Here is a 21,767-nt window from a genome sequence, read left to right as displayed (position 1 = left end):
ATGACAGACGGCTCAATTCTTGATGCATTCTTTGAAGAGTGTGAGGATCTTCTGGTTGCGCTGACCGAAGGTCTCAGCGACATGCGCGATGGGCAGGCCGACGATGAAACGGTGAACGCTGTTTTCCGGGCCGTACACTCCATCAAAGGCGCTGCCGGCGCGTTTTCATTGGAAGACTTGGTTGGGTTTGCCCATACGTTCGAAACAGTGCTGGACGAGGTGCGCGGCGGGCGTCTTGACGCCGATGAAAACCTGCTGCGTGTACTACAACGGGCGGGCGACGTTCTGTCGGATCTTGTGGATGCCGCGCGCAACGATACACCCGCTGACCAAGATCAAGTGGCACCGGTTCTGGACGATTTAAAGTCCTTTCTCGGCGACGAGGGGGTTGTCGAAGAAGAATTCGTTTTCGAGGCACTCACACTGTCCTTTGACGAACCCGCGGCGCCAAACCGCTATCACGTCACCTTTTCACCCGGCAAAGAGTTCTACGCCACTGGCAACGACCCGCTGTTGATTATTAGAGCGTTGCAAGAGTTGGGCAACACCACAGTGGAAATCGACACATCCGGCATTCCTGACACATTCGAGGGATACGATTGGGCGAGTGGTTATCTAAGTTGGAAGATCGACCTTGAAGGTCCACAAAATGACCTGCCAATCCTGGAGGTCTTTCAATTTGTAGAGGATTTATGCGATCTGAAGGTCAGCAATATCGAGACAGACGATCCAGCAGATATTCCAGTCCCCTTCATTGCCGATGAGCCCGAGCAGGTGGAGCCTTCGGATACAGTTGCACCAATCGAGATCGCATCCGAAGCAACAACACCCGAACCACCAAAACCCCAAAAGAAACCGACAACTGAAAAACAAGCGAAGCGTTCAAACGCAACGCTTCGCGTCGACCCTGAACGCGTTGATAGACTGATCAATGCTGTCGGCGAGTTAATCATTAACCAATCCGTTATCTCGCAACGATTGGAAGAAGCGGCACTGCCGAACTCCTCCGACCTGTTTGCCGATCTCGATGACTACAAACTGCTTGCTCGCGAAATCCAAGAAGGTGTCATGGCCATTCGGGCGCAGCCGGTAAAACCGTTGTTTCAACGGATGATGCGGATCGCGCGCGAAGCGGCCGATGCGACAAGCAAGGATGTCACGCTTCTCACCGAAGGTGAGGGCACCGAAGTTGACAAGATCGTGGTCGAACGCCTGGCGGACCCACTCACGCATATGATCAGAAACGCAATAGATCACGGCATAGAAACGCCTGATGATAGGGAAGCCGCGGGAAAGAAGCGGGACGGCGTTTTACGGCTGACTGCAAGCCAACGATCCGGCAGCATTGTGATTGAAATCATCGACGATGGCGCCGGCCTTAACCGGCCCCGTATCAAAGAAATAGCTATTGAAAAGGGAGTTATTGCGCCCGATGCACAGCTTTCTGATCAGGAGATTGACCACCTTCTGTTCGCACCGGGGTTTTCAACCGCAAAGGAGGTCACAAATCTGTCCGGGCGTGGGGTCGGCATGGACGTTGTGAAAACAGCCATTACCGCTTTGGGTGGCCGGATAGCCATCAGCAGCGTACGTGGCGAAGGCACCACCTTTTCAATCACGTTGCCGCTGACACTTGCGGTTATGGACGGTATGATCATCTTTGTGGGTGGACAGACAATGGTGGTACCCATCACCAGTATTCTTGAAACGATCCGCCCTACTGACGCCGATCTTTCACCTATCGGGCTTAGTAGTCATCTGCTGCGGATCCGCGGCGACTATGTCCCGATCATTGATCTTGCGGACAGGTTGGGCACGCCACCCTGTAAAAAGGCGCTAACCGATCGCGTGTTGTTGCTGATCCAAACGGAAACCGTGGCTCAATGTGCACTGGTTGTTGATGATATCTTTGATCAGCGACAGGTCGTCGTCAAAAGTATGCAAGGCAACTACGGAGAAATCGCTGGGATCTCCGGAGCAACCATCCTGGGCGATGGGAAAATTGCGTTGATTATTGATCCAGAGGCAATCGCAGCCAGCGCGCCGTCGCTACAGGGCCAGAATGCGATGCAGCAAGAGGACCCAATTCATGTCACTTCCTGAAGAAGCAAATCAATCCAAACAGCTTGAATTCGTAACACTGGTCGCGGGTGGGCAAAATTTCTGCATTGAGATAACGCAAATCCGTGAAATTCGCCGCTGGTCACCGGTGACAATTCTACCTCATTCGCCGTCTCATGTTCTTGGTGTCATTAACCTGCGCGGGGCCGTCATCCCAATAATTGATCTGGCTGAAAAACTTGGTTTTGCCAAAATCGAACCTAGTGAACGACATGTGATCATTATCTCAGCGATTGAAGAACGGATTGTCGGGCTGCTTGTTGAATCTGTCTCTGAAATTCTAGGCGTCAGTCCGGATATGGTGCGCGAAACCCCGCGCAACTCGGAAGATCCAACAACGCGTGCAACGCCGGGGATCATTCCTGTTGGCGATGATATGACAAAAGTGATTAACTTGGCGGCGCTACTGCCCGACCAAGGACAGGTAGCAGCATGACGGCCGCAGTTCTTCAAACCACAAGCAGCAGTGATTTTTCGTTCACCGATCAAGACTTTCGCAGGATTGCCGATCTGGCCAACAAGCGATATGGGCTGTTTCTGCAACCCTCCAAAAAGGCATTGGTCTACTCTCGCCTTGCGAAGCGGTTACGCGCGCTCAACCTACCAGATTTTGAATCTTATTGCGCCCTACTCGACCGGCCAGAGGCCGAAACCGAGCGGCCTTTTCTTCTGTCCGCACTCACAACCAACGTCACGCATTTCTTTCGCGAAATGCACCACTTTGAAACGCTGCGTGACATCATAGCGCCGCAACTGCTTGAAAAGGCGCGCAATGGACAGGCAGTACGGCTATGGTCATCCGCCTGCTCTGCTGGACAAGAAGCCTATTGCATCGCCGCAGCCTTGTTGGCCGGGGCACCAGACATCACCAAATATGATTTCAGAATTCTGGCCACAGATATTGATCCAAATATCATCACAAAGGCGAAGCAAGCCACATATCCCGCTGAGCAAATAGAGGCAATTCCTTCTACATGGCGCGAGCGCCTTCTGGTCAGCGGCAGCGCGAAATCACAACACATCACCATCCGCGATGAACTGCGGCAATTGATTTCCTTTGGTGAACTGAACCTCATTGAAGACTGGCCAATGCAGCGCAAGTTCGATGTCATTATGTGTAGAAACGCAGCGATCTATTTTGACAAACAAACCCAGGCGCGGCTTTGGCAACGTTTCGCTGGAGTCATGGAAACAGGCGCGCATCTAATGATCGGGCACTCCGAGCGGCTTAGCGGCCCCGCCACGACACAGTTCGAAAGCGTCGGCATCACAACCTACAGAAAACAGGATGGCCCTATGCGATCCGCACAACCTGACATGAAAGAAGGCAAAACATGAGTTTGAAGGACACGCTGCGTGTAATGATTGTCGATGATATGGGAGTCAGCCGCGGACTACTTGTGCAAGCCATTGAAGAAATGGGCATTTGGAAAAACCAAGCTGAAAATGACGGGCGGGCGGCGTTTGACAAACTTATCGCCGATCCCGTTCATCTTGTGCTGTCGGATTACAACATGCCAGGCATGGACGGACTGCAACTGCTACAGGCACTACGGCAAAACAAATCAACAGCGCGGATCGGTTTCATTCTTGTGACGGGCAACCCGACGCCTGATCTGGTCGCCAAGGGGCGGGCATTGGGGTTGAACAACATCATCAAAAAACCTTTCTCAACCGCCAGTATGAAGCAGTGCATAGAAAGTGTGGTCGGCCGCCTATGAACGATCCTGCACAAGGCCCGCAAGAGCGACATCAAAGCGTTGCGAACGTACTTATGAATGCCAGCGCGGCTGTTCGGGTAACAAACGAAATAGTGCGAGATCTCGAGTTGCACCTGTTGCAGCCAGTTGACGCAACACAGGGAAATCCTGTCTCCTTAAAAGACTTACAGTCTATGGATATGCTCAGCCAATCGTTGCAAGAGATCGAAACACTACTGACGCGTCTCGCAAAGGCGATGCCCAACTCGGTCTTTATCTCACAGACCGACGTCATTGATCCAATTCGACTTGAATACTTAAGACGCATGATCGGCGATGAAACCGGCGCTCCTTACGATGCGGAAGAGCCGGTAAATGCGACCGATATCTCACTTTTCTAATTTTGACGTCCAGCATTGACCAAGGAAGAAGACAAACGACGACACTGTTGCAGCCTACCTTTTGTGGCGCATAACCCGAAACAAAAACCCTTCTAAGCAACGTTCCAACCCGAACTGAGAAAATAAATGCAGATTTTGGTCTCTCATCCATCGCCGCTAGCAGGCGAGCGACTGCGCAACATCCTGATGTCTCACCCAGGCACCGTCTTTTGTATGGTCACGACCACATTGACGAGCACCTACGATTTTGCTGAGCACAACCAACCCGATTGCGTTGTCATGGCAGCTAGTTTCGCAGATTGCGCCGAGTTTGAATTGCTGGATACACTATTTCGCATCTTGGGGATTGGTTGCGTCTTGATGGCTGATGACCCGGGAATGGTCCTGTCGTCGCTGTCATCAAAGGCACGCGAACACGTCATTTTTGTCACCGATCAACACGACAGCCGCGCGCTGCTGGATGCTGTCCGCGCGGCATCACAACGAAAATCTGACACCAGTAATCCGCCGTCGCGAGCAGAGAGTAAGACGCAATTCGATCCGCAGAAAGTTGTGCTTATCGGGGCATCTACCGGCGGCATAGACGCCTTGCTAAAGACCACACAGAGTTTTGGCACAACATGCCCTCCCACCCTCATTGTGCAACATACCGGTGGCAGCTTTGCAGCAAGCCTGATCCGCTTATTGGATGGCGCGACCCAAGCAAAGGTGGAACAAGCCCAAGATGGTATGCCGTTGAAGCCTGGTCATATTTATCTGCCGCCCGGTGACATGGCCCATCTTTGTTTGCACAAAGGGGCCGCCCCGCGCATGTCATTGCAGGCGGGACCGCCTGTCTCGGGCCACCGCCCGTCGGTTGATGCGCTATTCACATCTGCCGTACCAATCGCCAAAAACATCGTGGCTGCCTTGCTCACAGGTATGGGGCGGGATGGCGCGCGCGGTATGACCGCCCTTCGCGAGGCGGGGGCGACAACGATTGGACAAGATCAAGCGACAAGCGTTGTGTACGGCATGCCGCGCATCGCGAAAGAACTTGGTGGCGTAGAGCAAGAATTGCCACTGCCTAAAATCGGTCCAGCACTGCTGAGCGCATGTGCCGCGAGGTTACGCGCATGACGCAAGGCCGTAAGACCGTCACGGTCATCCAAGGCGATTACGCCGTTTCTGCTGATCCAAATGTCATGATGTCGACCGTTCTGGGGTCGTGCGTCGCGGTTTGTCTTTTTGACCCGAAGGCCGGGGTTGGGGGCATGAACCATTTTCTCTTGGCGACCGCAGGTACAACCGAAAGCGATGATCTGAAGTACGGAGTGAACGCGATGGAGTTGCTGATCAACCGCGTTCTAAAGGCGGGTGGCCAGCGGTCGCATTTGCAAGCGAAACTTTTCGGTGGTGCGCGCATGACAGAACATGCACGCGATATTGGCGCGACAAATGCGACCTTCGCTCTCGACTTTCTTGCGCGGGAAGGTATCGCCTGCCTGTCCCAAAGTCTGGGCGGTGTATCGGCCCGCCGCATCCAGTTCATTCCCTCAACGGGTGCGGCAAGGCAAATGCAAGTGTCAGGTGCGTTGCCTGACGTCGCCCCGATCAAGCCACCCGCACCACAACCTGCCGACATCACGCTATTTTAAAGGGTGGGAACTGTTCATCCAACCCGGCTTGTCCGGACATCATGAACAACGCGGCAACTGAATTGCCTGCGGTCTATCCCATCGCCTGCAAGCGCTTGAGCAGAGATGACGTGTCCCAGCGCCCGCCACCCAGTTTCTGGACGTCTTTATAGAACTGATCGACAAGCGCCGTCACCGGCAGGCTCGCGCCGTTCTCATTGGCTGTGTCAAGGCAAATTCCCAGGTCCTTTCGCATCCAGTCAACTGCGAACCCATGATCCCATTTATCGTCCAGCATGGTCTGGTATCGGTTCGACATCTGCCAACTGCCCGCCGCGCCCTGGCTGATAACCTCGACAACCGCTTCGCCATCAAGCCCGGCCTTTTGGGCAAAGTGCAGCGCCTCTGACAACCCTTGCACCAGCCCCGCAATCGCGATTTGATTGCACATCTTAGTCATCTGTCCAGCCCCGCTGTCACCGATACGGCGGCACAATTTAGCATAAGCACTGATCACCATCTCGGCCTTGGCATAGCTATCTGCCGCACCACCGCACATCACAGAAAGCGCGCCGTTTTCAGCACCCGCTTGCCCGCCCGATACAGGGGCATCAACGAAAGCCACGCCACCAGCCGCGGCGACGTCATGCAATTGCCGCGTCACTGCGGCGGAAACTGTCGTGTGGTCGACAAAGATCGTCCCGGCAGACATTGCCGCGAACGCACCATCCTCGCCCAGACAAACCGACCGCAGGTCATCGTCATTCCCGACACAAGCCATGACCAGATCGGCGCCTTCAGCCGCACCGCGTGGGGTCGCGGCCATCGCACCACCATGCTGTGCCACCCACTTTTCAGCCTTTGCAGCAGTCCGATTATAGACCGTCACATCGTGTCCGGCCGCCTGCAAATGCCCGGCCATCGGGTATCCCATGACCCCCAGGCCCAGAAACGCGAGTTTTGTCATCACAGCTGTCCTTTATTCGTTGCTTTCGCGGAACCTTAGTCCGCTAATTCCCAAGGGATAGTGTAGGCATTCAACGCGCTGCCAATTTCGGCGTCCGAGACATCACCGGTTTTGACAATATGCGCAACCAGACCGCGTTTCTTGTCCTCACTCACATCCCGCACCTCGGCGGCCATGTTGACTAAGGCCGCGTCATAAATCCGCGTGATCGCCCGCTTACGCAAATCAGGTTTGAATATCTTGCCAACGGCCGTTTTTGGCAATTCGCTTAGGATTTCAAGGTGCTTGGGATGCGCCGCTCGCTCGTGAATGTGCTTTTTGGCAAAATCCATTAGGTCTTCCTGCGTCACACTCGCACCGTCAACCAACTCGACATAGACGCAAGGCACCTCGCCCGCGTGCTGGTCAGGTTGGCCAATGGCACCGGCAAAGGCGACGGCGTCGTGCCCGGCCAAAGCCTCCTCGATTTCGGCGGGGTCAATGTTGTGACCGCCACGGATAATCAGGTCTTTCGCGCGGCCCGTGATCCAAAGATAGCCATCGGCATCGACACGTCCCAGATCGCCGGTCCGCAGGTACTGCGCATCAGATTGCGGTCCCGGATAGAACAGATCGGCGTTCTTTTCCGTCTCAGTATAGGTTTTGCCGCCATAGACACCGGGGTTTGAAACGCAGATTTCGCCAATCTCGTCAATATCAAGCACTTCACCATCTGCTGGATTCACAATCTTGACGTGCGTATAGGGGAACGGCACTCCGATCGAACCGACCCGCTTTTCCCCACTTGGTGGGTTGATTGACACAAGGCAGGTCGCTTCGGTCAAGCCATAGCCTTCACAGATGGTCACGCCAGCAGCCTCTTCAAACCGGCGATACAGTTCAAGCGGCAACGGTGCTGATCCGCAGAATGCCAAACGCAGTGTTGAGATATCAGCGTCCACCTTGCGCTGCATCAGTGCTGACATTGCTGTTGGCACCGTGATCATGAAGGTCACTTTGTGTTTTTCGACCAACTTCCAGAAGTTATCGAACACCCCTTCGCCGCGATAGCCCTGCGGCGTCGGAAACACGACTTGCGCCCCTGATCCCAAAGACGCCCCCAGCGAGACGATCGTCGCAAAAACATGAAACAAAGGCAGCGGACAAATCTGCACGTCTTCTTCGGTGAAGAGCAATTTGTCGCCCAACCAAGCGTTGTAGACAATGCCCGAATAACGGTGCTGCACGACCTTCGGCATGCCCGTGGTCCCGCCGGTGTGGAAGTAAGCCGCAACCCGGTCCACCTTGCTGTCTTCAAAGCTGAGTACTGCGGGTTGTTTGTTCATCTCTGCGTTGAAATCAAGGACTGTGGCATTGTGGGTCACCGGGTTCTTGGGGCGGATCAGCGGGACAATCAGCCGTTTCAAACCAGTCAGATAACGGTGCAGATCGACCTCAAGCACATGGGTCACATTGGGGGCCAGCCGGACCGCTTCGGCGGCCTTTTGGGCCACATCGGTCTTGGGGAAAGCCTTGAGTGTGACCAGCACCTTGGCGCCGGTCTCACGCAGAATTGCCGCGATTTGTTCGGCATCCAGCAGCGGGTTGATCGGGTTGACGATGCCTGCGACTTGGCCACCAAGATAGGTCAGGATCGTCTCGGTCGCGTTGGGCATCAAATAGGCGACGACATCCGTTTCGCCGACACCAAGATCGCGGAACATATTGGCCGCCTGACCGGTTTTGTCGCGCAATTCATTCCAATTCAGCGTTTCGCATTTCGCATTCGGGTCAGAGAGAAGGCTGAAACTGACGGCTTTGCGACTGCCAAATTTTGATGCCGTCTGGCTGAGTAACTCATACGTCGTTGTCGGCGTATTGCGCTCATCCCACGGCTTTTCGGCCTCAATTGCATCCCGATCTGCGACACTTGCAAAAGCCATGCCGTCTCCTCCCGATTTTTCACCGCGCAGTTTTACGCAGCCTCCCTGACAGCATAGGGTGGGCAAAAACGCACAAAATCACAAGTCTTACGCTGCGAAAATCAACGCTATTCTGCGGCAACACCTTCGGTAAACTGCAAACGCGCCAGCCGCGCATACAGCCCGCCTTGGGCGACCAGCGCATCATGGCTGCCTTGCGCAACAATTTTGCCGTCTTCCAAGACGATGATCCGGTCGGCCTTTTTCACTGTTGCCAGACGGTGTGCCACGATCAAGGTTGTGCGGGTGCGCGCCAATTCTTCCACTGCCCGCTGCACCGCATATTCGCTTTCTGCATCCAGCGCGCTTGTCGCCTCGTCCAGCAGCAGGATCGGGGCATCGCGCAGAATAGCCCGCGCAATAGCGATCCGTTGTTTTTGTCCGCCCGACAGCATGACACCGCGTTCGCCCACATAGCTGTCAAAGCCATCGGGAAGTGCTGTCAGAAAATCATAAGCCGCAGCGGCCTTGGCGGCTTCTTCGACCTCGGCGTCGGTCGCCGTCGGACGACCAAAGCGAATGTTTTCGCGCGCCGTGTCTGCAAATATTACCGGGTCCTGCGGCACAAGCGCTATGTGTTTGCGGAAGTCTGAGCGATCCAAATCGCGCAGGTCTTTGCCATCAATGCGCACCGCCCCATCCTGCGGATCATAGAATCGCTGGACCATCTGAATGATGGTACTTTTGCCCGCCCCGGAAGGTCCGACCAATGCCACGGTTTCGCCCGGTTTAATCTCAAGGTTGATACCATCTAGCGCCGAAATCTGCGGCCGTGATGGATAGTGAAAATGCACATTGTCAAAATGCAGCGCACCTTTGACTGGCGTTGGCAGCACATTGGGTTGCGCCGGGTCCTGTACGGTATCTTCGGCGGTCAGCAATTCAACCAAACGTTCCGTCGCACCTGCGGCGCGCTGCAACTCACCCCAAACCTCGGACAATGCCGCCACGGCACCGCCCACCATGATGGTGTAAAACAGGAAACGCACCAACCCGCCCTCGGTGATTTCACCGGCGACAACATCTTGCGACCCCATCTGCAGGAACAGCACGATGGCGGCGAAAACCATAAAGATCACAATGGCTGTCAATGCCGCACGCGTCATGATCCGCTTGCGGGCCGAATGATAGCTTTGCTCTGTCACCTCGTCGAACTTGGCCCGGCTCAATTCTTCATGCGTAAAGGCCTGCACGGTTTGGGCCGACAGCAACTGCTCAGACGCATCGCCACTGGATTCCGCAATCAGGTCCTGATTTTCCTTGGACAGGCTGCGCACGCGCCGTCCCAGAAACAGGATCGGAAACAGCACAACCGGGATCGGCCAAAGCACCATCGCGCTCATCTTCACCGAGGTCAGCAGCATCAAAATAACGCCCCCGATGAAAATCAGGATGTTGCGCAGCGCGATGGATACCGAACTGCCAATCACCGACAGGATCAGCGTTGTGTCTGTCGTGATCCGGCTGAGCACCTCACCGGTCATGATGCGTTCATAGAATGCGGGGCTCATGCTGATCATGCGGTTGAACACGGCCTTGCGTATGTCAGCGACCACCCGTTCACCCAACCGCGTCACCAGATAGTATCGAAGCGCAGTCCCAAAAGCGAGCAACGTCGCGATAACCAGCATGGTCACGAAATGCTGGCCGATCTCACCAGAGGCGAGCCCGAAACTATCGACCACCCGTTCAGCGGCCAGTGGTAAGCTGAGCGACACCATCGCCGTAAAGACCAGCGCAAAACCGGCCCCCAGCATGTTCAACCGGTAAGGCTTCATGAACGGCCACAGTGCTGTCAGCGCACCGACGCGTTTGCCTGTGGGGCGATCTTCTGGTTTGGGTCTTTGGGTCTCGGCCATCAATGGTCCTCAGCAGCGTTCAGCAGGACATAAAACTGAACTGACCGTTTCACAAGGCGACCAAATGCATCAGAGGTATTTTGATCTGCATGAAAGATGGAGCGGGCGAGGGGAATCGAACCCCTATCATCAGATTGGAAATCTGAGGTCTTACCATTACACAACGCCCGCGCTGATGATTGTTGGGTATTGGACCTTTGATGCTAGGTCAAGACGCTCTGATACCCAATACGCTATCTTGCAACATGACATGGCATCACGCTACCAAGATTGGGGTGGATAGTCCCTTCTTGATAAAATCCCAAGGCTGTGTATCGTTTTACTGTCACAAAACAGATGTAGGGCCTAAGTCATTGCATCACATGACAAAGCACCGCTGCGGTGCAAGGGAGGACTAATGCATAAATCACTACTCGGCGCTCTTGCCGTTTCCACAATGCTGTCGCCAATCGCGGCCTCGGCACAAACCGAAGTTCAGTTCTGGCACGCCTTCACCGGCCGTTTGGGCGAGCTGGTCGCCGCACAGGTGGAAGAATTCAACGCAAGCCAAAGCGACTATGTCGTGGTGCAAAGCCACAAGGGCAACTATTCAGAAACGCTCAACTCTGGTATCGCCGCGTTCCGCGCAGGTGAGCATCCCCATATCCTGATGGTGTTTGAGGTCGGCACAGCGACGATGATGTCGGCGCAAGGTGCGACCAGACCGGTTTTTGAGGTCATGGCACAAAGCGGCGCGACGTTTGACCCCGATGCCTACATCGGGTCGGTCAAAGGCTATTATACAACAACTGATGGCGACATGCTGTCGCTGCCATTCAACTCCTCTACCCCTGTTTTGTGGGTGAACCGCAATGCGTTTGAAGAGGCAGGCGTTGATCCAGACACTGATCTGTCCACATGGCAAAACGTTGGCGAAACGCTTGAAGCGCTGAAAGCAGGCGGCTCCGAATGCCCACTGGTCACTGCATGGCAAAGCTGGATCCACCTCGAAAACTTCTCAGCCTATCACGATGTGCCATTCGCCAGCCAGGACAACGGGTTTGCTGGGCTCGACACAGAGTTGATGCTGAACGGCGAGGCTCAAGTGGCCCACCTGACGGCCATGGGCGAATGGGCCCAAGATGGCAAATTCATCTACACCGGTCGCCGTAACGAAGGTGGTGCGAACTTCCGGTCGGGCGAATGTGCCCTCTTCACCGAAAGCTCTGCTGGTTATGCCGGGATCAAGGCTGAGGCCGAGTTTGATTTTGACGTGCGTCCCCTGCCCTATTGGGAAGGTGTCGGCAATGCGCCGCAGAACACCATCATCGGTGGTGCATCGCTTTGGGTGATGGAAGGCCATGAAGAGGAAGAATACGCAGGCGTTGGTGAATTCCTTGCTTTCCTGTCTTCCAGCGACGTTCAGGCGCAGTGGCACCAGGACACAGGCTATCTGCCCATCACTTCTGCGGCCGGTGAAGCGACACGTGCTGCTGGTTTTTATGAAGAAAACCCGGGCACTGACGTTGCCGTTATCCAGATGACCGCGAATGAACCAACCGCGAACTCCAAAGGGTTGCGTCTTGGATCCTTCGATCAGATCCGCGGGATCATTGATGAGGAGCTGGAGGCAATCTGGGCTGGCGATAAGACAGCGCAGGAAGCCATGGACAGCGCCAAAGAACGCGGTGACGCGCTCTTGCGCCGGTTCGAGTCCGCGAACGGCTAAGGCAAACAAAAAGGCGGGCCAAGTGGTCCGCCTTTTTCGCCGGTTGAGTGCATGGAAAAAAGAGTAAAATTCAAAGGCTGGTTGTTACCGGCTTTGCTGATCGCGCCGCAAGTCGTGATTTCGGCTGTGTTCTTTTTCTATCCCGCCGGGCAAGCGATCTGGCAATCGCTGTTCATCCCCGACCCTTTTGGCCTTTCCATGCAATGGGTTGGATTAGGCAATTTTGAGTTTCTTCTTTCAGACCCGTTCTATCGCGCGTCTTTCGTGACCACCGCGGTCTTTTCAATCCTAGTCACCCTCTGCTCAATGATCCCGGCGCTTTTTCTGGCAGTCATCGCAGACCGCTTGATCAAAGGCTCCGGCGTTTACCGCACCTTACTGATCTGGCCTTACGCCGTGGCTCCGGCTGTCGCAGGCGTGCTTTGGCTGTTCATGTTCAACACCCGTGTTGGCGTTGTGTCGTGGTATCTAGGCCAATTGGGATACGACTGGAACCATGTGCTGAATGGGGGTGAGGCGATGGGTTTGGTCGTTGTCGCATCCGCCTGGGGGCGGATCAGCTATAACTTCCTGTTTTTCTTCGCTGCCCTGCAAGCGGTCCCAAAATCGGTGATCGAAGCCGCAGCCATTGACGGCGCGCATTTCTGGCGGCGCTTCTGGACCATCGTGCTGCCGCTTTTGTCGCCCACGACCTTCTTCCTGCTTGTCGTCAACATCGTCTATTCTTTCTTTGAAACCTTCGGCGTGATCCACACGATCACTGCGGGTGGGCCCCAGCAAACAACGACGATCCTTGTCTACAAAGTCTACTCCGACGGGTTCGTCAGCCAAGACCTTGGCTCGTCCTCTGCGCAATCGGTGATCCTGCTGATCGTGGTGGGACTGCTGACCGTCCTGCAATTCAAGTTCATCGAAAAACGGGTGCATTACTAATGGCGCGTCAAGTTCATGGTATGGTCGAGAAGCGCGGCTCGGGCCTTTGGCTGACCCATGTCTTTATGATCCTTGGCGTGCTGGTGATCTTCTTTCCGATCTGGCTGGCCTTTGTCGCCTCAACCGTGACCCAAGCCGACATCATCCGTCCGCCCATGCCCGTCTGGCCGGGCGATCAGCTTTGGACCAACTACAAGAACGCGCTGTTTTCAGGGATAAACGTGCCGGTTGGAACGATGCTGTTCAACAGCCTGGTCATGGCGATTGGCATCGCAGTCGGCAAAATCATCATCTCGCTGCTATCCGCTTTTGCGATTGTCTATTTCAAGTTTCCGGGCCGAAACCTGTTCTTCTGGCTGATCTTCCTAACACTGATGTTGCCTGTCGAAGTGCGGATTGTACCGACTTACGAAGTCGTCGCAGGCTTCGGCATGCTCAACTCCTATTCCGGCCTGATCTTCCCGCTGATCGCCTCGGCCACGGCGACCTTCCTGTTCCGCCAATTCTTTCTGACCATCCCCGACGAACTCGCAGAGGCTGCCCGCGTCGATGGCGCCCGCCCTATGCGGTTCTTCTGGGATATCGTCGTGCCGATGAGCCGCACAAATATCGCGGCACTCTTTGTGATCCTGTTTATATACGGCTGGAACCAATACCTTTGGCCGCTGCTCATCACCACCGATCCTGAAATGAACACCATCGTCATGGGCATCAAACAGATGTTCCCCAGTGGCGATGACTTTGCCCATTGGCCGACGATCATGGCGACATCCATCCTTGCGATGATCCCGCCTGTGATTGTGGTCGTGGGCATGCAACGGCTGTTTATCCGCGGCCTTGTCGATAGCGAGAAGTAAGATATGGCAACGGTTTCCCTGCAAGATATCAAGAAAAGCTTTGGCGAAACGGACGTGATCCACGGCATCACGACGGACATCGCCGATGGTGAGTTTATCGTCATCGTCGGGCCGTCCGGTTGCGGTAAATCCACCTTGTTGCGCATGGTTGCAGGGCTGGAAACGGTGACGGCGGGTGATGTTGTGATCGGGGGCACACGTGCCAACGACAAAGAACCCATGGACCGCGATATCGCGATGGTGTTCCAAAACTACGCGCTTTACCCGCATATGTCGGTGCGGCAGAACATGGGCTACGGTTTGAAGATCGCAAAGCTGCCGAAAGATCAGATCGACGCCAAAGTGCTGCAGGCAGCCCAGCTTTTGCAACTTGAACCGCTGCTGGATCGCAAACCGCGCGAACTGTCAGGCGGGCAGCGCCAGCGCGTTGCGATGGGCCGCGCGATTGTCCGTGAACCGGCAGTATTCCTTTTTGATGAACCGCTCTCGAACCTTGACGCAAAGCTACGCGTTCAAATGCGGCTGGAGATCAAAGAGCTTCAATCAAAGCTGGGTATTACGGCGCTTTACGTGACGCATGATCAGGTCGAAGCCATGACAATGGCCGACCGGATGATCGTGATGAATGGTGGGATCGCCGAACAGATCGGCACCCCGCTTGAAGTTTACGAGACCCCGCGCACCCTGTTTGCGGCACAGTTCATCGGCAGCCCCGCGATGAACATTCTGGATGCCGAAATCAAAGACGGATGGGTCATGTTGGGCGACCAGCGCATCGTCGAAGCCAATGCGCCAAGTGGCCCCACCAAGTTTGGCATCCGTCCAGAACACCTGGTCGCTGATGAAGCCGGAGCCATCCGCGTGAAAGCCAAGATGGCAGAGCCGCTTGGAGCAAACACGCTTTTGCATTGCGAGCTTGTTGACACCAAGGAAAGCTTTACCGCCAGCCTGCCGGGTGTTCATATCCTCAGTCGTGAAACAACTGACATGCAGTTTTCCATACAGCCCGACAAATCACATCTGTTCGATATCAATTCAGGCCTGCGCCTTACGGCATAACGCGTCAGTATCACGTCGTGCTTATCGGGCATACGCCCAAAAACCGGGGATAATGGATTTGACCCCCTAGGTCGGACGCGACACACTGGACGCGAAGTAGATGGAATCACGCATGTGATTGCTTGCTAAAGGATCAAGACGCAGATGAGATACGTAAAGCCGCAGAGCTTTGAGGCCGCAGCAACGCTGCTGCATGAGGAAGCAGGTATTGCACGCATTCTGGCGGGCGGCACCGATGTTCTTGTTCAGCTGAAGGCCGAAATGGTCGAGCCTGACTTGATGGTCGATCTCAAGCACCTGCCCGGCATGCGCGAGATAGTGGCCGAGGACGGGGGTTTCCGTGTGGGCGCCGCTGTGTCGGGTGCCGAGATGGGCGAGCACGCCGCGTTGAAAGCGATGTGGCCCGGTGTGGTTGAGGGCGTCGAGTTGATCGGCTCGTCTCAGGTGCAAAGCCGTGCAACGATGGCGGGCAACCTTTGCACCGGATCGCCTGCGGGTGATAGCGTTCCTGCGATGGTGACGGCCGGGGCTGTGGCCCGCGTGCAAGGACCGGATGGCGTGCGCGACGTGCCTGTTGTCGATATCCCGACAGGGCCGGGCAAGAATTCATTGGCAAAGGGCGAGTTTATCACCTCGATCCTCCTGCCTGCGCGTCCTGATACGGCGTCGGACGCTTACCTGCGTTTCATCCCGCGTACCGAAATGGACATTGCCGTTTCATCCGCGGCGGTCAGCTTAGAGTTGGATAGTGACGGCGTTGTCACGGCCGCACATGTCGCGGTTGGCGCCGTGGCGCCTACGGTGTTGCTGGTACAGGATGCAGGCGTGGCACTCGTCGGCTCAAAGCTGGACGACGCTGCTATCGCGGGGCTTGTCGCGGCGGTTGAGGCCGCCTGCAATCCGATCACCGACAAACGCGGCACGATTGAATTCCGTACCAAAACGGCAGGTGTGCTGGCCAAGCGCGCCGCGCATATCGCATACGCTCGCGCCGGAGGTCAGGCATGAAAACGATCCCAGTAGAGACAACGATCAACGGCGATAGCGCCGAGTTTCTGTGCCACGCGGATGAAAGCCTGCTGGACGTCTTGCGCGACCGTCTGGGCCTGACCGGTGCCAAGGAAGGCTGCGGAACCGGCGACTGTGGTGCGTGCAGCGTGATGCTGAACGGGCGTGTGGTCTGTTCATGTCTGGTGTTGGGCGTCGAAGCGCAAGGGGCTGAGGTTGAGACCATCGAAGGCATGGCGAATGGTGAGGAACTGCATCCCTTGCAGCGGATTTTCCTAGAGGAAGCGGCCCTGCAATGCGGCGTCTGCACGCCAGGTATTTTGGTCGCGGCCAAGGCGCTCTTGGAAAAGAACCCTGATCCGACGGATACCGAGTTGCGTTATTGGCTGGCGGGGAACCTCTGCCGTTGCACCGGCTATGACAAGATCATCAAAGCGGTCCAGACCGCCGCGGCAGAAATGAGGAGCGCGTAATATGGCTTTCGACGCACAAGCAGAGCGTAATTTCAAGGTCGTCGGCACACGGGTCACACGGCCTGATGGGATCGACAAGGTTACCGGGAAAGCGGCCTATGGCGCGGATGTCTCGGCCCCCGGCATGCTGCACGGGCGCATCCTGCGCAGCCCGCATGCACACGCACGGATCGTGTCGATTGATACGTCAGCGGCAAAGGCGCTGACTGGCGTCAAAGCCGTAGTCACTGGCACAGATCTTGCACAGCCCGAGGACGAAGCCTTTGCGGATGTCGCGATCAACTGCCTTGCACGCGACAAGGTTCTCTATGATGGGCATGCTGTCGCCGCTGTTGCCGCAACCAGCAAAGCGATTGCCAAACAGGCGATCCGGCTGATCAAGGTCAACTACGAGAAACTGCCGCATGTGACGGACGTGGACGAAGCGATGAAGCCCGACGCGCCCGTGGTGCAGGAAGGTCGCGCACTTGAAACCGTGCCTGCAGGCATGTCCCAAAACGTCACCACACATTGCCAGTTCGGTCATGGCGATCTGGAGGCCGGGTTCGCCAAGGCCGACAAGATTATCGAACGCAGCTTCAAGACTGCCGCAACGCACCAAGGCTACATCGAACCACAGGCCTGCATGGCGAGCCTTGGCAGCGATGGCCGAGGCGAGGTCTGGTGCTGTACGCAAGGGCAATACATGGTGCGCGCGAATTGCGCCGCAGCACTGGGGGTCGAGGAAAGCCAGCTGCGCATCACCGCGTCCGAAATCGGGGGCGGCTTTGGCGGCAAAACCTCGACCTTCATTGAACCTGTCGCACTTGCCCTGTCACGCAAGGCGGGCAAACCGGTGAAAATCGTGATGACCCGCGATGAGGTTCTTAAAGCGACGGGACCAACGATTTCGACGTCGATGGATATCAAGATCGGCATGACCAAAGATGGCCGTATCACGGCGGCACGGGGCGAGCTGCGCTATTCCGGCGGCGCCTATCCGAACGCGACGGTGGATATGGGCGCGCAGGCGGCTTTTGCGGCGTATGACCTTGAAGCAGTGGAAACTGTCGGGTGGAACGCGATGACGAACCGTCCTAAGGAAATTCCCTATCGTGCACCCGGTGCGCCGACCGCGATCTACGCTGTTGAAAGCGTGGTGGATGAGCTGTGTCAGGAGCTGGGTCTCGACCCGCTGGACGTGCGCCTGATGAACGCGGCACGCAAAGGCACGCGGTCGTCCTACGGGCCAACATTCAATGAAATCGGACTGGTCGCTACGCTCGAAGCCGCCAAGGCCCACCCACATTACACCGCCCCCCTTGGGCCGAACCAAGGGCGGGGTCTGTCCTGCGGGTTCTGGTTCAACTTTGGCGGCAACACCTGCGTGTCGCTGAATATCAACGATGATGGCACCATCGGCGTGGTCGAAGGCAACCCTGATATCGGCGGTTCGCGCGCCTCCATTTCGATGATGGCGGCAGAGGAACTGGGTGTCCCTTACGACAAGGTACGTACGGTCATCGCAGACACCTCGTCGCTGGGGTTCAACGATATCACCGACGGCAGCCGGGTGACCTTTGCCGTCGGCCTCGCCACGATCGAGGCCGCGCGCGCCGCGATCAAAGAGATGTGCCGCCGTGTCGCGAAAATATGGGATATCGACGAAGAGGCGGTGATCTGGGAAGACGGCTGTGCCAAACCGGCAGGGCCAAACGCGGGCACACATCCCCCAATGACACTGGCCGAGATTGCCGCAATCGCAGGCAAAACCGGCGGGCCGATTGCGGGGCACCATGAGGTGAACGCAGACGGCGCAGGCGTCAGCTTTGGCGTGCACCTGTGCGACACCGAAGTGGACCGCGAAACAGGCGCGGTCAAAATTCTGCGCTACACGGTGTTTCAAGACGCAGGCAAAGCCGTGCACCCCGATTACGTCGAAGGGCAGATGCAGGGCGGGGCCGTGCAAGGCATCGGCTGGGCGCTGAACGAAGAGTATATCTACGGCGAAGATGGGCGGCTGCAAAACGCTGGGTTTTTGGACTACCGCGTGCCCGTGGCCTCCGACCTGCCGCCAATCGAAACGGTGATCCTTGAAATCCCCAACCCCGGCCACCCCTACGGCGTGCGCGGCGTGGGCGAGACACCCATTGTGCCGCCTTTGGCTGCGGTTTCAAACGCGGTATCGCGGGCGGCGGGTGTGCGGATGACGGAACTGCCGATGTCACCACCGCGATTGCTGAAAGCGATGACAGGCTAGGGCCATGGTGCGGGTCAAACTCTGGGGATCATTGCGCGCCTTGGCCGATGGCGAAGAATGGGTCGAGGTCGAGGCGAGCAATTTCAAGGAATTGCTGGATGCCTTGGCAGAGAAGTACCCCGGATTGAAACCGCAAATCAAACGCGGCGTATCGCTGGCACTGGACGGGGTGATCTACCGGGAAGCATGGTTCACCAAGATCGGGCCAGAGAACGAGGTGATCTTGATGCCCTATATGGTGGGCGGGTGAGACATTGGATGACCGCTTAAAGCCCAAAGTGACGGATGCTTCAAGTGAAGCGGATGTCTTCTTTGGTCATGTGCGAATGCCAATGCGTTCCACGTTAGAAATTCATGCGAGGCTGGATCTTCCAAACTTTTGAAGGGATCACTTGGAACGCCGCTTCTGCTGCCGCTTGCCCAACTGGCAAATGTGCGATCCGATAGATTGTCACGCTGTTGCTTTGAGCGCCGCTAATCGCATTGATGATCACGAAAGGACTTGAAACCGTGGATATAGCTTTCAATGTTGAAAACAGGAGCATCACTCTGCCGATAAACGCGTGTGTCGTCGCAGGGTGGACGGGGCGAGACTTGGCGGCTGTCCAGCACCACATTGATGAGTTGGCCGAACTGGGTATCAGCCCGCCCAGTCAGGTCCCCCTGTACTATCGCGTCTCAACCGCGCTTTTGACCCAATCTGACAAGATCGAGGTTCTGGGCGAAGGCTCTTCGGGCGAGGTCGAACCCTTGTTGATCCGGGCGGGTGGCAAGACCTATTTTGGCCTCGCATCCGACCACACGGACCGCGATCTGGAGGCCCATTCCGTTGCCGCGTCCAAGCAAGTTTGCGCCAAACCCATTGCCACCACGCTGTGGGACTTTGACGATATTGTCGGCCATCTTGATGATATGCGCTTGCGTTGTTGGATCACAGAGAACGGGCAAGAGGTTTTGTATCAAGATGGAACCCTGGCTGGCATTCGCCCGCTGGAAGATCTGTGCGACGGGGCCGGGTTTGACGATGGGACAGCCATGCTATGTGGCACCTTCGCCGCAATCGGCGGAGTGCGACCCGCCCGTTCTTATCGGATGGAAGTATCGGACCCCCACCGTGGCAAGACCATAGACCTGTCCTATACAGTAAAGACGCTGCCGATTGTTGCGTGACGCGTTAGTCGAAAGCGCAGCCATGACTGAGGTTTTCGCGCATTAAGCGCTGCGCCAAAGTCCCGCGTGCGACGGAAACCTCGGCCAGATATGCCGCCTTTTGCTGGGCATAGCTGCGGGCCTCTGCCACAGCTTGGGCGCTGGTGATATCCGCGAACCGCACGCTCTGCCCTGCGCGATGCTGTACCAACCGGTCAATATCGGGTGAAATGACGGTGGCGATCTTGGGATAGCCGCCTGTGGTTTGATGGTCAGCCAGCAGCACTGTCGGGACGCCGTCGCCAGATACCTGCACGGACCCGCGCACAATGGGTTCCGAAGGGATCGAAAGCGCCCCGGCCAAGGGCAACTCCGGCCCTTTCAGGCGCATCCCCATGCGATCAAAGGCGTCTGAGACGGCGAAACTGTCCGTCAGAAACTGCGTGACCGTCTCTTTGGCAAAATGCTGATCTTGCGGGCCGGTAACGACACGGATCGGCCGGGAGGTTTGAAAGTCCGGTTTTGGGATGTCGCCCAGACGATCCTCGCGCACGGCCGTATCGGACAAGATAATCGTTTGTCCGCTTTGCAAGGCACCCCCGCCGAAACCGGACGTCGCGTGCGTCGCCTGACTACCCAACCACTCCGGCGCCGTGATCCGCCCCGCGAAGGCAAGATAGGCCCAGCTTCCGACCTTGCCTGCGGTGATCGACAAACGCTCGCCCTTTTGAACCGTTAGGATTGTCCATGAGCGGGTCTTTTGCGTGCCAAGCTGGACGGTAAAATCGCCACCCGCAATGGCCACTGTGGCCGCCCCATGGGTGCATTGCAGGACCAACCCGCCCAGCGATATTTCGATTCCGGTCTGCCCGCTTTTGTTGCCAAGGGCGGCGTTGGCCGCGTCAAACGCCAGCCGGTCCATGGCCCCGGATTGAGGAACGCCGAAACGCATGTGTCCGGGGCGGCCCGCATCCTGCAGCGTGACCAGCGGGCCGGCAAAAGCGACAGTGAAGGCAGCCTCAGCCATGGTCGCTTGCCTTGTCCAGTTGCGCAAAGGTAGCGGCATCAATCCGTTGGAACGTCACCCGGTCGCCGACGTCAAACAGGAACGGCGCATCCGGGTCGCCCGTCAGGATCGCTGTGGGCGATCGCCCAATGATCGACCAGCCCGTGGGCATTTTCAGCGTCGTGATCAGGCATTGCGGCCCGGCGATGATCACGCTCCCTGCGGGGACATCGCGCACAGGTGCGGGTTTGCGTGGCACCTGAATGGCGCCTGGGACGCCCGACAAATAGGCATAGCCCGGTGAGAAGCCATACATAAGCACGCGAAAATCTCCGGACAGATGGGCATTGATCACGGCCTCCGGGGTGAGGCCCGTGGCCGAGGACACGGCCGCCAGATCGGGCGAAAATGGCGCTTCGTAGCAAACCTGCACCGTGCGCGTTATACCCTCCGTCCGGGCCTTGAGCGACGCCCCAAGGCAGCCTTGAACATAGGTTTTGATGGCGTCATGTTCGGTCAAGATAGGGTCAAACGAGACCAGCAGGTTGACCATGGCAGGGACTGTTTCGATCATCCCATCTGGCGGATTTGCGCCAAGGGCTGCATCCAGCGCCAGCACAGCGCCATGCGCGGCGTCCGAGATTTCCTCAGCGAAGGTCACAAGCAGCGCGTGATCAGCGATGGCTTTGAATTGCGGGTCCATGCGGTCC

At 56.7% G+C, this 21,767-nt stretch carries 22 protein-coding genes and 1 tRNA gene; 16 read left to right on the top strand and 7 right to left on the bottom strand.

Features of this window, described 5'->3' with window-relative positions:
* From MWU60_RS08410 to MWU60_RS08380, 7 genes are all read left to right on the top strand, one after another.
* Nucleotides 1–2,103: a chemotaxis protein CheA gene (locus MWU60_RS08410; RefSeq protein WP_348644671.1), complete on the top strand. Its 2,103-nt coding sequence runs from the start codon at nucleotides 1–3 to the stop codon at nucleotides 2,101–2,103.
* Nucleotides 2,090–2,557 carry a chemotaxis protein CheW gene (locus MWU60_RS08405; RefSeq protein ID WP_247226805.1) on the top strand — a complete coding sequence of 156 codons (468 nt, stop codon included), beginning with the start codon at nucleotides 2,090–2,092 and terminating at the stop codon, nucleotides 2,555–2,557. Before MWU60_RS08410 ends, MWU60_RS08405 begins: the two co-directional genes overlap by 14 nt.
* Nucleotides 2,554–3,459 (top strand): protein-glutamate O-methyltransferase, encoded by a 906-nt coding sequence (locus MWU60_RS08400; protein WP_247226804.1) that lies wholly within the window; start codon nucleotides 2,554–2,556, stop codon nucleotides 3,457–3,459. Before MWU60_RS08405 ends, MWU60_RS08400 begins: the two co-directional genes overlap by 4 nt.
* Nucleotides 3,456–3,842: a response regulator gene (locus MWU60_RS08395; protein ID WP_247226803.1), complete on the top strand. Its 387-nt coding sequence runs from the start codon at nucleotides 3,456–3,458 to the stop codon at nucleotides 3,840–3,842. The genes MWU60_RS08400 and MWU60_RS08395 overlap by 4 nt, the downstream gene beginning before the upstream one ends.
* Nucleotides 3,839–4,222, top strand: a complete 384-nt coding sequence (locus tag MWU60_RS08390) for a hypothetical protein (protein WP_247226802.1) — start codon at nucleotides 3,839–3,841, stop codon at nucleotides 4,220–4,222. The genes MWU60_RS08395 and MWU60_RS08390 overlap by 4 nt, the downstream gene beginning before the upstream one ends.
* A 186-nt stretch (nucleotides 4,223–4,408) precedes the next feature.
* Nucleotides 4,409–5,341, top strand: a complete 933-nt coding sequence (locus MWU60_RS08385) for a CheB methylesterase domain-containing protein (RefSeq protein WP_247226801.1) — start codon at nucleotides 4,409–4,411, stop codon at nucleotides 5,339–5,341.
* The gene (locus MWU60_RS08380) at nucleotides 5,338–5,859 is read left to right on the top strand and encodes a chemotaxis protein CheD (RefSeq protein ID WP_247226800.1); all 522 of its coding nucleotides are present in this window, start codon (nucleotides 5,338–5,340) and stop codon (nucleotides 5,857–5,859) included. Before MWU60_RS08385 ends, MWU60_RS08380 begins: the two co-directional genes overlap by 4 nt.
* Before the next feature lie 73 nt (nucleotides 5,860–5,932).
* On the opposite strand, the gene MWU60_RS08375 is transcribed toward MWU60_RS08380, so the two are convergent.
* From MWU60_RS08375 to MWU60_RS08360, 4 genes are all read right to left on the bottom strand, one after another.
* Complete coding sequence (locus MWU60_RS08375) at nucleotides 5,933–6,805, bottom strand: NAD(P)-dependent oxidoreductase (RefSeq protein ID WP_247226799.1); 873 nt, start codon at nucleotides 6,803–6,805, stop codon at nucleotides 5,933–5,935.
* A gap of 35 nt (nucleotides 6,806–6,840) precedes the next feature.
* On the bottom strand, nucleotides 6,841–8,727 hold the full coding sequence (locus MWU60_RS08370) for an acyl-CoA synthetase (RefSeq protein ID WP_247226798.1): 1,887 nt from the start codon (nucleotides 8,725–8,727) through the stop codon (nucleotides 6,841–6,843).
* A 107-nt stretch (nucleotides 8,728–8,834) separates the two neighbouring features.
* The gene (locus MWU60_RS08365; protein WP_247226797.1) at nucleotides 8,835–10,625 is read right to left on the bottom strand and encodes an ABC transporter transmembrane domain-containing protein; all 1,791 of its coding nucleotides are present in this window, start codon (nucleotides 10,623–10,625) and stop codon (nucleotides 8,835–8,837) included.
* A gap of 97 nt (nucleotides 10,626–10,722) precedes the next feature.
* Nucleotides 10,723–10,796, bottom strand: a tRNA-Gly gene (locus MWU60_RS08360).
* A gap of 226 nt (nucleotides 10,797–11,022) precedes the next feature.
* Here MWU60_RS08360 and ugpB point away from each other — a divergent pair.
* The 8 genes from ugpB (at nucleotide 11,023) to MWU60_RS08320 (ending at nucleotide 19,152) form a co-directional block, all read left to right on the top strand.
* Nucleotides 11,023–12,333, top strand: a complete 1,311-nt coding sequence (ugpB, locus tag MWU60_RS08355) for a sn-glycerol-3-phosphate ABC transporter substrate-binding protein UgpB (protein WP_247226795.1) — start codon at nucleotides 11,023–11,025, stop codon at nucleotides 12,331–12,333.
* Between the two features lie 51 nt (nucleotides 12,334–12,384).
* Nucleotides 12,385–13,266: a sn-glycerol-3-phosphate ABC transporter permease UgpA gene (gene ugpA, locus MWU60_RS08350; RefSeq protein WP_247226794.1), complete on the top strand. Its 882-nt coding sequence runs from the start codon at nucleotides 12,385–12,387 to the stop codon at nucleotides 13,264–13,266.
* Nucleotides 13,267–13,286: 20 nt separating this feature from the next.
* Nucleotides 13,287–14,123, top strand: a complete 837-nt coding sequence (gene ugpE / locus MWU60_RS08345; RefSeq protein WP_247226876.1) for a sn-glycerol-3-phosphate ABC transporter permease UgpE — start codon at nucleotides 13,287–13,289, stop codon at nucleotides 14,121–14,123.
* 3 nt (nucleotides 14,124–14,126) lie between these two features.
* Nucleotides 14,127–15,182: a sn-glycerol-3-phosphate ABC transporter ATP-binding protein UgpC gene (ugpC, locus tag MWU60_RS08340; protein ID WP_247226793.1), complete on the top strand. Its 1,056-nt coding sequence runs from the start codon at nucleotides 14,127–14,129 to the stop codon at nucleotides 15,180–15,182.
* Between the two features lie 144 nt (nucleotides 15,183–15,326).
* Entirely contained in the window at nucleotides 15,327–16,190 is an 864-nt protein-coding gene (locus MWU60_RS08335) for a xanthine dehydrogenase family protein subunit M (RefSeq protein WP_247226792.1), read from the top strand.
* On the top strand, nucleotides 16,187–16,663 hold the full coding sequence (locus MWU60_RS08330) for a (2Fe-2S)-binding protein (RefSeq protein ID WP_247226790.1): 477 nt from the start codon (nucleotides 16,187–16,189) through the stop codon (nucleotides 16,661–16,663). Before MWU60_RS08335 ends, MWU60_RS08330 begins: the two co-directional genes overlap by 4 nt.
* A gap of 1 nt (nucleotide 16,664) precedes the next feature.
* Nucleotides 16,665–18,902, top strand: a complete 2,238-nt coding sequence (locus MWU60_RS08325) for a xanthine dehydrogenase family protein molybdopterin-binding subunit (protein ID WP_247226789.1) — start codon at nucleotides 16,665–16,667, stop codon at nucleotides 18,900–18,902.
* Between the two features lie 4 nt (nucleotides 18,903–18,906).
* The gene (locus tag MWU60_RS08320) at nucleotides 18,907–19,152 is read left to right on the top strand and encodes a MoaD/ThiS family protein (protein ID WP_247226788.1); all 246 of its coding nucleotides are present in this window, start codon (nucleotides 18,907–18,909) and stop codon (nucleotides 19,150–19,152) included.
* Nucleotides 19,153–19,246: 94 nt separating this feature from the next.
* On the opposite strand, the gene MWU60_RS08315 is transcribed toward MWU60_RS08320, so the two are convergent.
* Nucleotides 19,247–19,447: a hypothetical protein gene (locus tag MWU60_RS08315; RefSeq protein WP_247226878.1), complete on the bottom strand. Its 201-nt coding sequence runs from the start codon at nucleotides 19,445–19,447 to the stop codon at nucleotides 19,247–19,249.
* Here MWU60_RS08315 and MWU60_RS08310 point away from each other — a divergent pair.
* Nucleotides 19,389–20,072 (top strand): DUF2848 domain-containing protein, encoded by a 684-nt coding sequence (locus MWU60_RS08310; RefSeq protein WP_247226786.1) that lies wholly within the window; start codon nucleotides 19,389–19,391, stop codon nucleotides 20,070–20,072. The genes MWU60_RS08315 and MWU60_RS08310 overlap by 59 nt on opposite strands.
* A gap of 4 nt (nucleotides 20,073–20,076) precedes the next feature.
* Here MWU60_RS08310 and MWU60_RS08305 read toward each other — a convergent pair whose 3' ends face one another.
* Together MWU60_RS08305 and MWU60_RS08300 are read right to left on the bottom strand one after the other, a co-directional pair.
* A complete protein-coding gene (locus tag MWU60_RS08305) occupies nucleotides 20,077–21,078 on the bottom strand; it encodes a biotin-dependent carboxyltransferase family protein (RefSeq protein WP_247226785.1) in 1,002 nt (333 codons plus the stop codon).
* Nucleotides 21,071–21,760, bottom strand: a complete 690-nt coding sequence (locus MWU60_RS08300) for an allophanate hydrolase subunit 1 (RefSeq protein WP_247226784.1) — start codon at nucleotides 21,758–21,760, stop codon at nucleotides 21,071–21,073. The genes MWU60_RS08305 and MWU60_RS08300 overlap by 8 nt, the downstream gene beginning before the upstream one ends.
* Nucleotides 21,761–21,767: the final 7 nt, after the last annotated feature.

It is taken from the genome of Yoonia sp. F2084L, from assembly GCF_023015625.1.
Classification (GTDB): domain Bacteria; phylum Pseudomonadota; class Alphaproteobacteria; order Rhodobacterales; family Rhodobacteraceae; genus Yoonia.
Note: the sequence above shows the minus strand (reverse complement) of the source record. Positions and strands in the feature narration are given on the sequence as shown.

What these genes read in the sequence shown, in the direction of transcription:
- MWU60_RS08410 (WP_348644671.1), top strand. Translation starts at nt 1, where the DNA reads ATGACAGACGGCTCAATTCTTGATGCATTCTTTGAAGAGTGTGAGGAT.
- MWU60_RS08405 (WP_247226805.1), top strand. Translation starts at nt 2,090, where the DNA reads ATGTCACTTCCTGAAGAAGCAAATCAATCCAAACAGCTTGAATTCGTA.
- MWU60_RS08400 (WP_247226804.1), top strand. Translation starts at nt 2,554, where the DNA reads ATGACGGCCGCAGTTCTTCAAACCACAAGCAGCAGTGATTTTTCGTTC.
- MWU60_RS08395 (WP_247226803.1), top strand. Translation starts at nt 3,456, where the DNA reads ATGAGTTTGAAGGACACGCTGCGTGTAATGATTGTCGATGATATGGGA.
- MWU60_RS08390 (WP_247226802.1), top strand. Translation starts at nt 3,839, where the DNA reads ATGAACGATCCTGCACAAGGCCCGCAAGAGCGACATCAAAGCGTTGCG.
- MWU60_RS08385 (WP_247226801.1), top strand. Translation starts at nt 4,409, where the DNA reads ATGTCTCACCCAGGCACCGTCTTTTGTATGGTCACGACCACATTGACG.
- MWU60_RS08380 (WP_247226800.1), top strand. Translation starts at nt 5,338, where the DNA reads ATGACGCAAGGCCGTAAGACCGTCACGGTCATCCAAGGCGATTACGCC.
- MWU60_RS08375 (WP_247226799.1), bottom strand. Translation starts at nt 6,805, where the DNA reads ATGACAAAACTCGCGTTTCTGGGCCTGGGGGTCATGGGATACCCGATG.
- MWU60_RS08370 (WP_247226798.1), bottom strand. Translation starts at nt 8,727, where the DNA reads ATGGCTTTTGCAAGTGTCGCAGATCGGGATGCAATTGAGGCCGAAAAG.
- MWU60_RS08365 (WP_247226797.1), bottom strand. Translation starts at nt 10,625, where the DNA reads ATGGCCGAGACCCAAAGACCCAAACCAGAAGATCGCCCCACAGGCAAA.
- ugpB (WP_247226795.1), top strand. Translation starts at nt 11,023, where the DNA reads ATGCATAAATCACTACTCGGCGCTCTTGCCGTTTCCACAATGCTGTCG.
- ugpA (WP_247226794.1), top strand. Translation starts at nt 12,385, where the DNA reads ATGGAAAAAAGAGTAAAATTCAAAGGCTGGTTGTTACCGGCTTTGCTG.
- ugpE (WP_247226876.1), top strand. Translation starts at nt 13,287, where the DNA reads ATGGTCGAGAAGCGCGGCTCGGGCCTTTGGCTGACCCATGTCTTTATG.
- ugpC (WP_247226793.1), top strand. Translation starts at nt 14,127, where the DNA reads ATGGCAACGGTTTCCCTGCAAGATATCAAGAAAAGCTTTGGCGAAACG.
- MWU60_RS08335 (WP_247226792.1), top strand. Translation starts at nt 15,327, where the DNA reads ATGAGATACGTAAAGCCGCAGAGCTTTGAGGCCGCAGCAACGCTGCTG.
- MWU60_RS08330 (WP_247226790.1), top strand. Translation starts at nt 16,187, where the DNA reads ATGAAAACGATCCCAGTAGAGACAACGATCAACGGCGATAGCGCCGAG.
- MWU60_RS08325 (WP_247226789.1), top strand. Translation starts at nt 16,665, where the DNA reads ATGGCTTTCGACGCACAAGCAGAGCGTAATTTCAAGGTCGTCGGCACA.
- MWU60_RS08320 (WP_247226788.1), top strand. Translation starts at nt 18,907, where the DNA reads ATGGTGCGGGTCAAACTCTGGGGATCATTGCGCGCCTTGGCCGATGGC.
- MWU60_RS08310 (WP_247226786.1), top strand. Translation starts at nt 19,389, where the DNA reads ATGATCACGAAAGGACTTGAAACCGTGGATATAGCTTTCAATGTTGAA.
- MWU60_RS08315 (WP_247226878.1), bottom strand. Translation starts at nt 19,447, where the DNA reads ATGCTCCTGTTTTCAACATTGAAAGCTATATCCACGGTTTCAAGTCCT.
- MWU60_RS08305 (WP_247226785.1), bottom strand. Translation starts at nt 21,078, where the DNA reads ATGGCTGAGGCTGCCTTCACTGTCGCTTTTGCCGGCCCGCTGGTCACG.
- MWU60_RS08300 (WP_247226784.1), bottom strand. Translation starts at nt 21,760, where the DNA reads ATGGACCCGCAATTCAAAGCCATCGCTGATCACGCGCTGCTTGTGACC.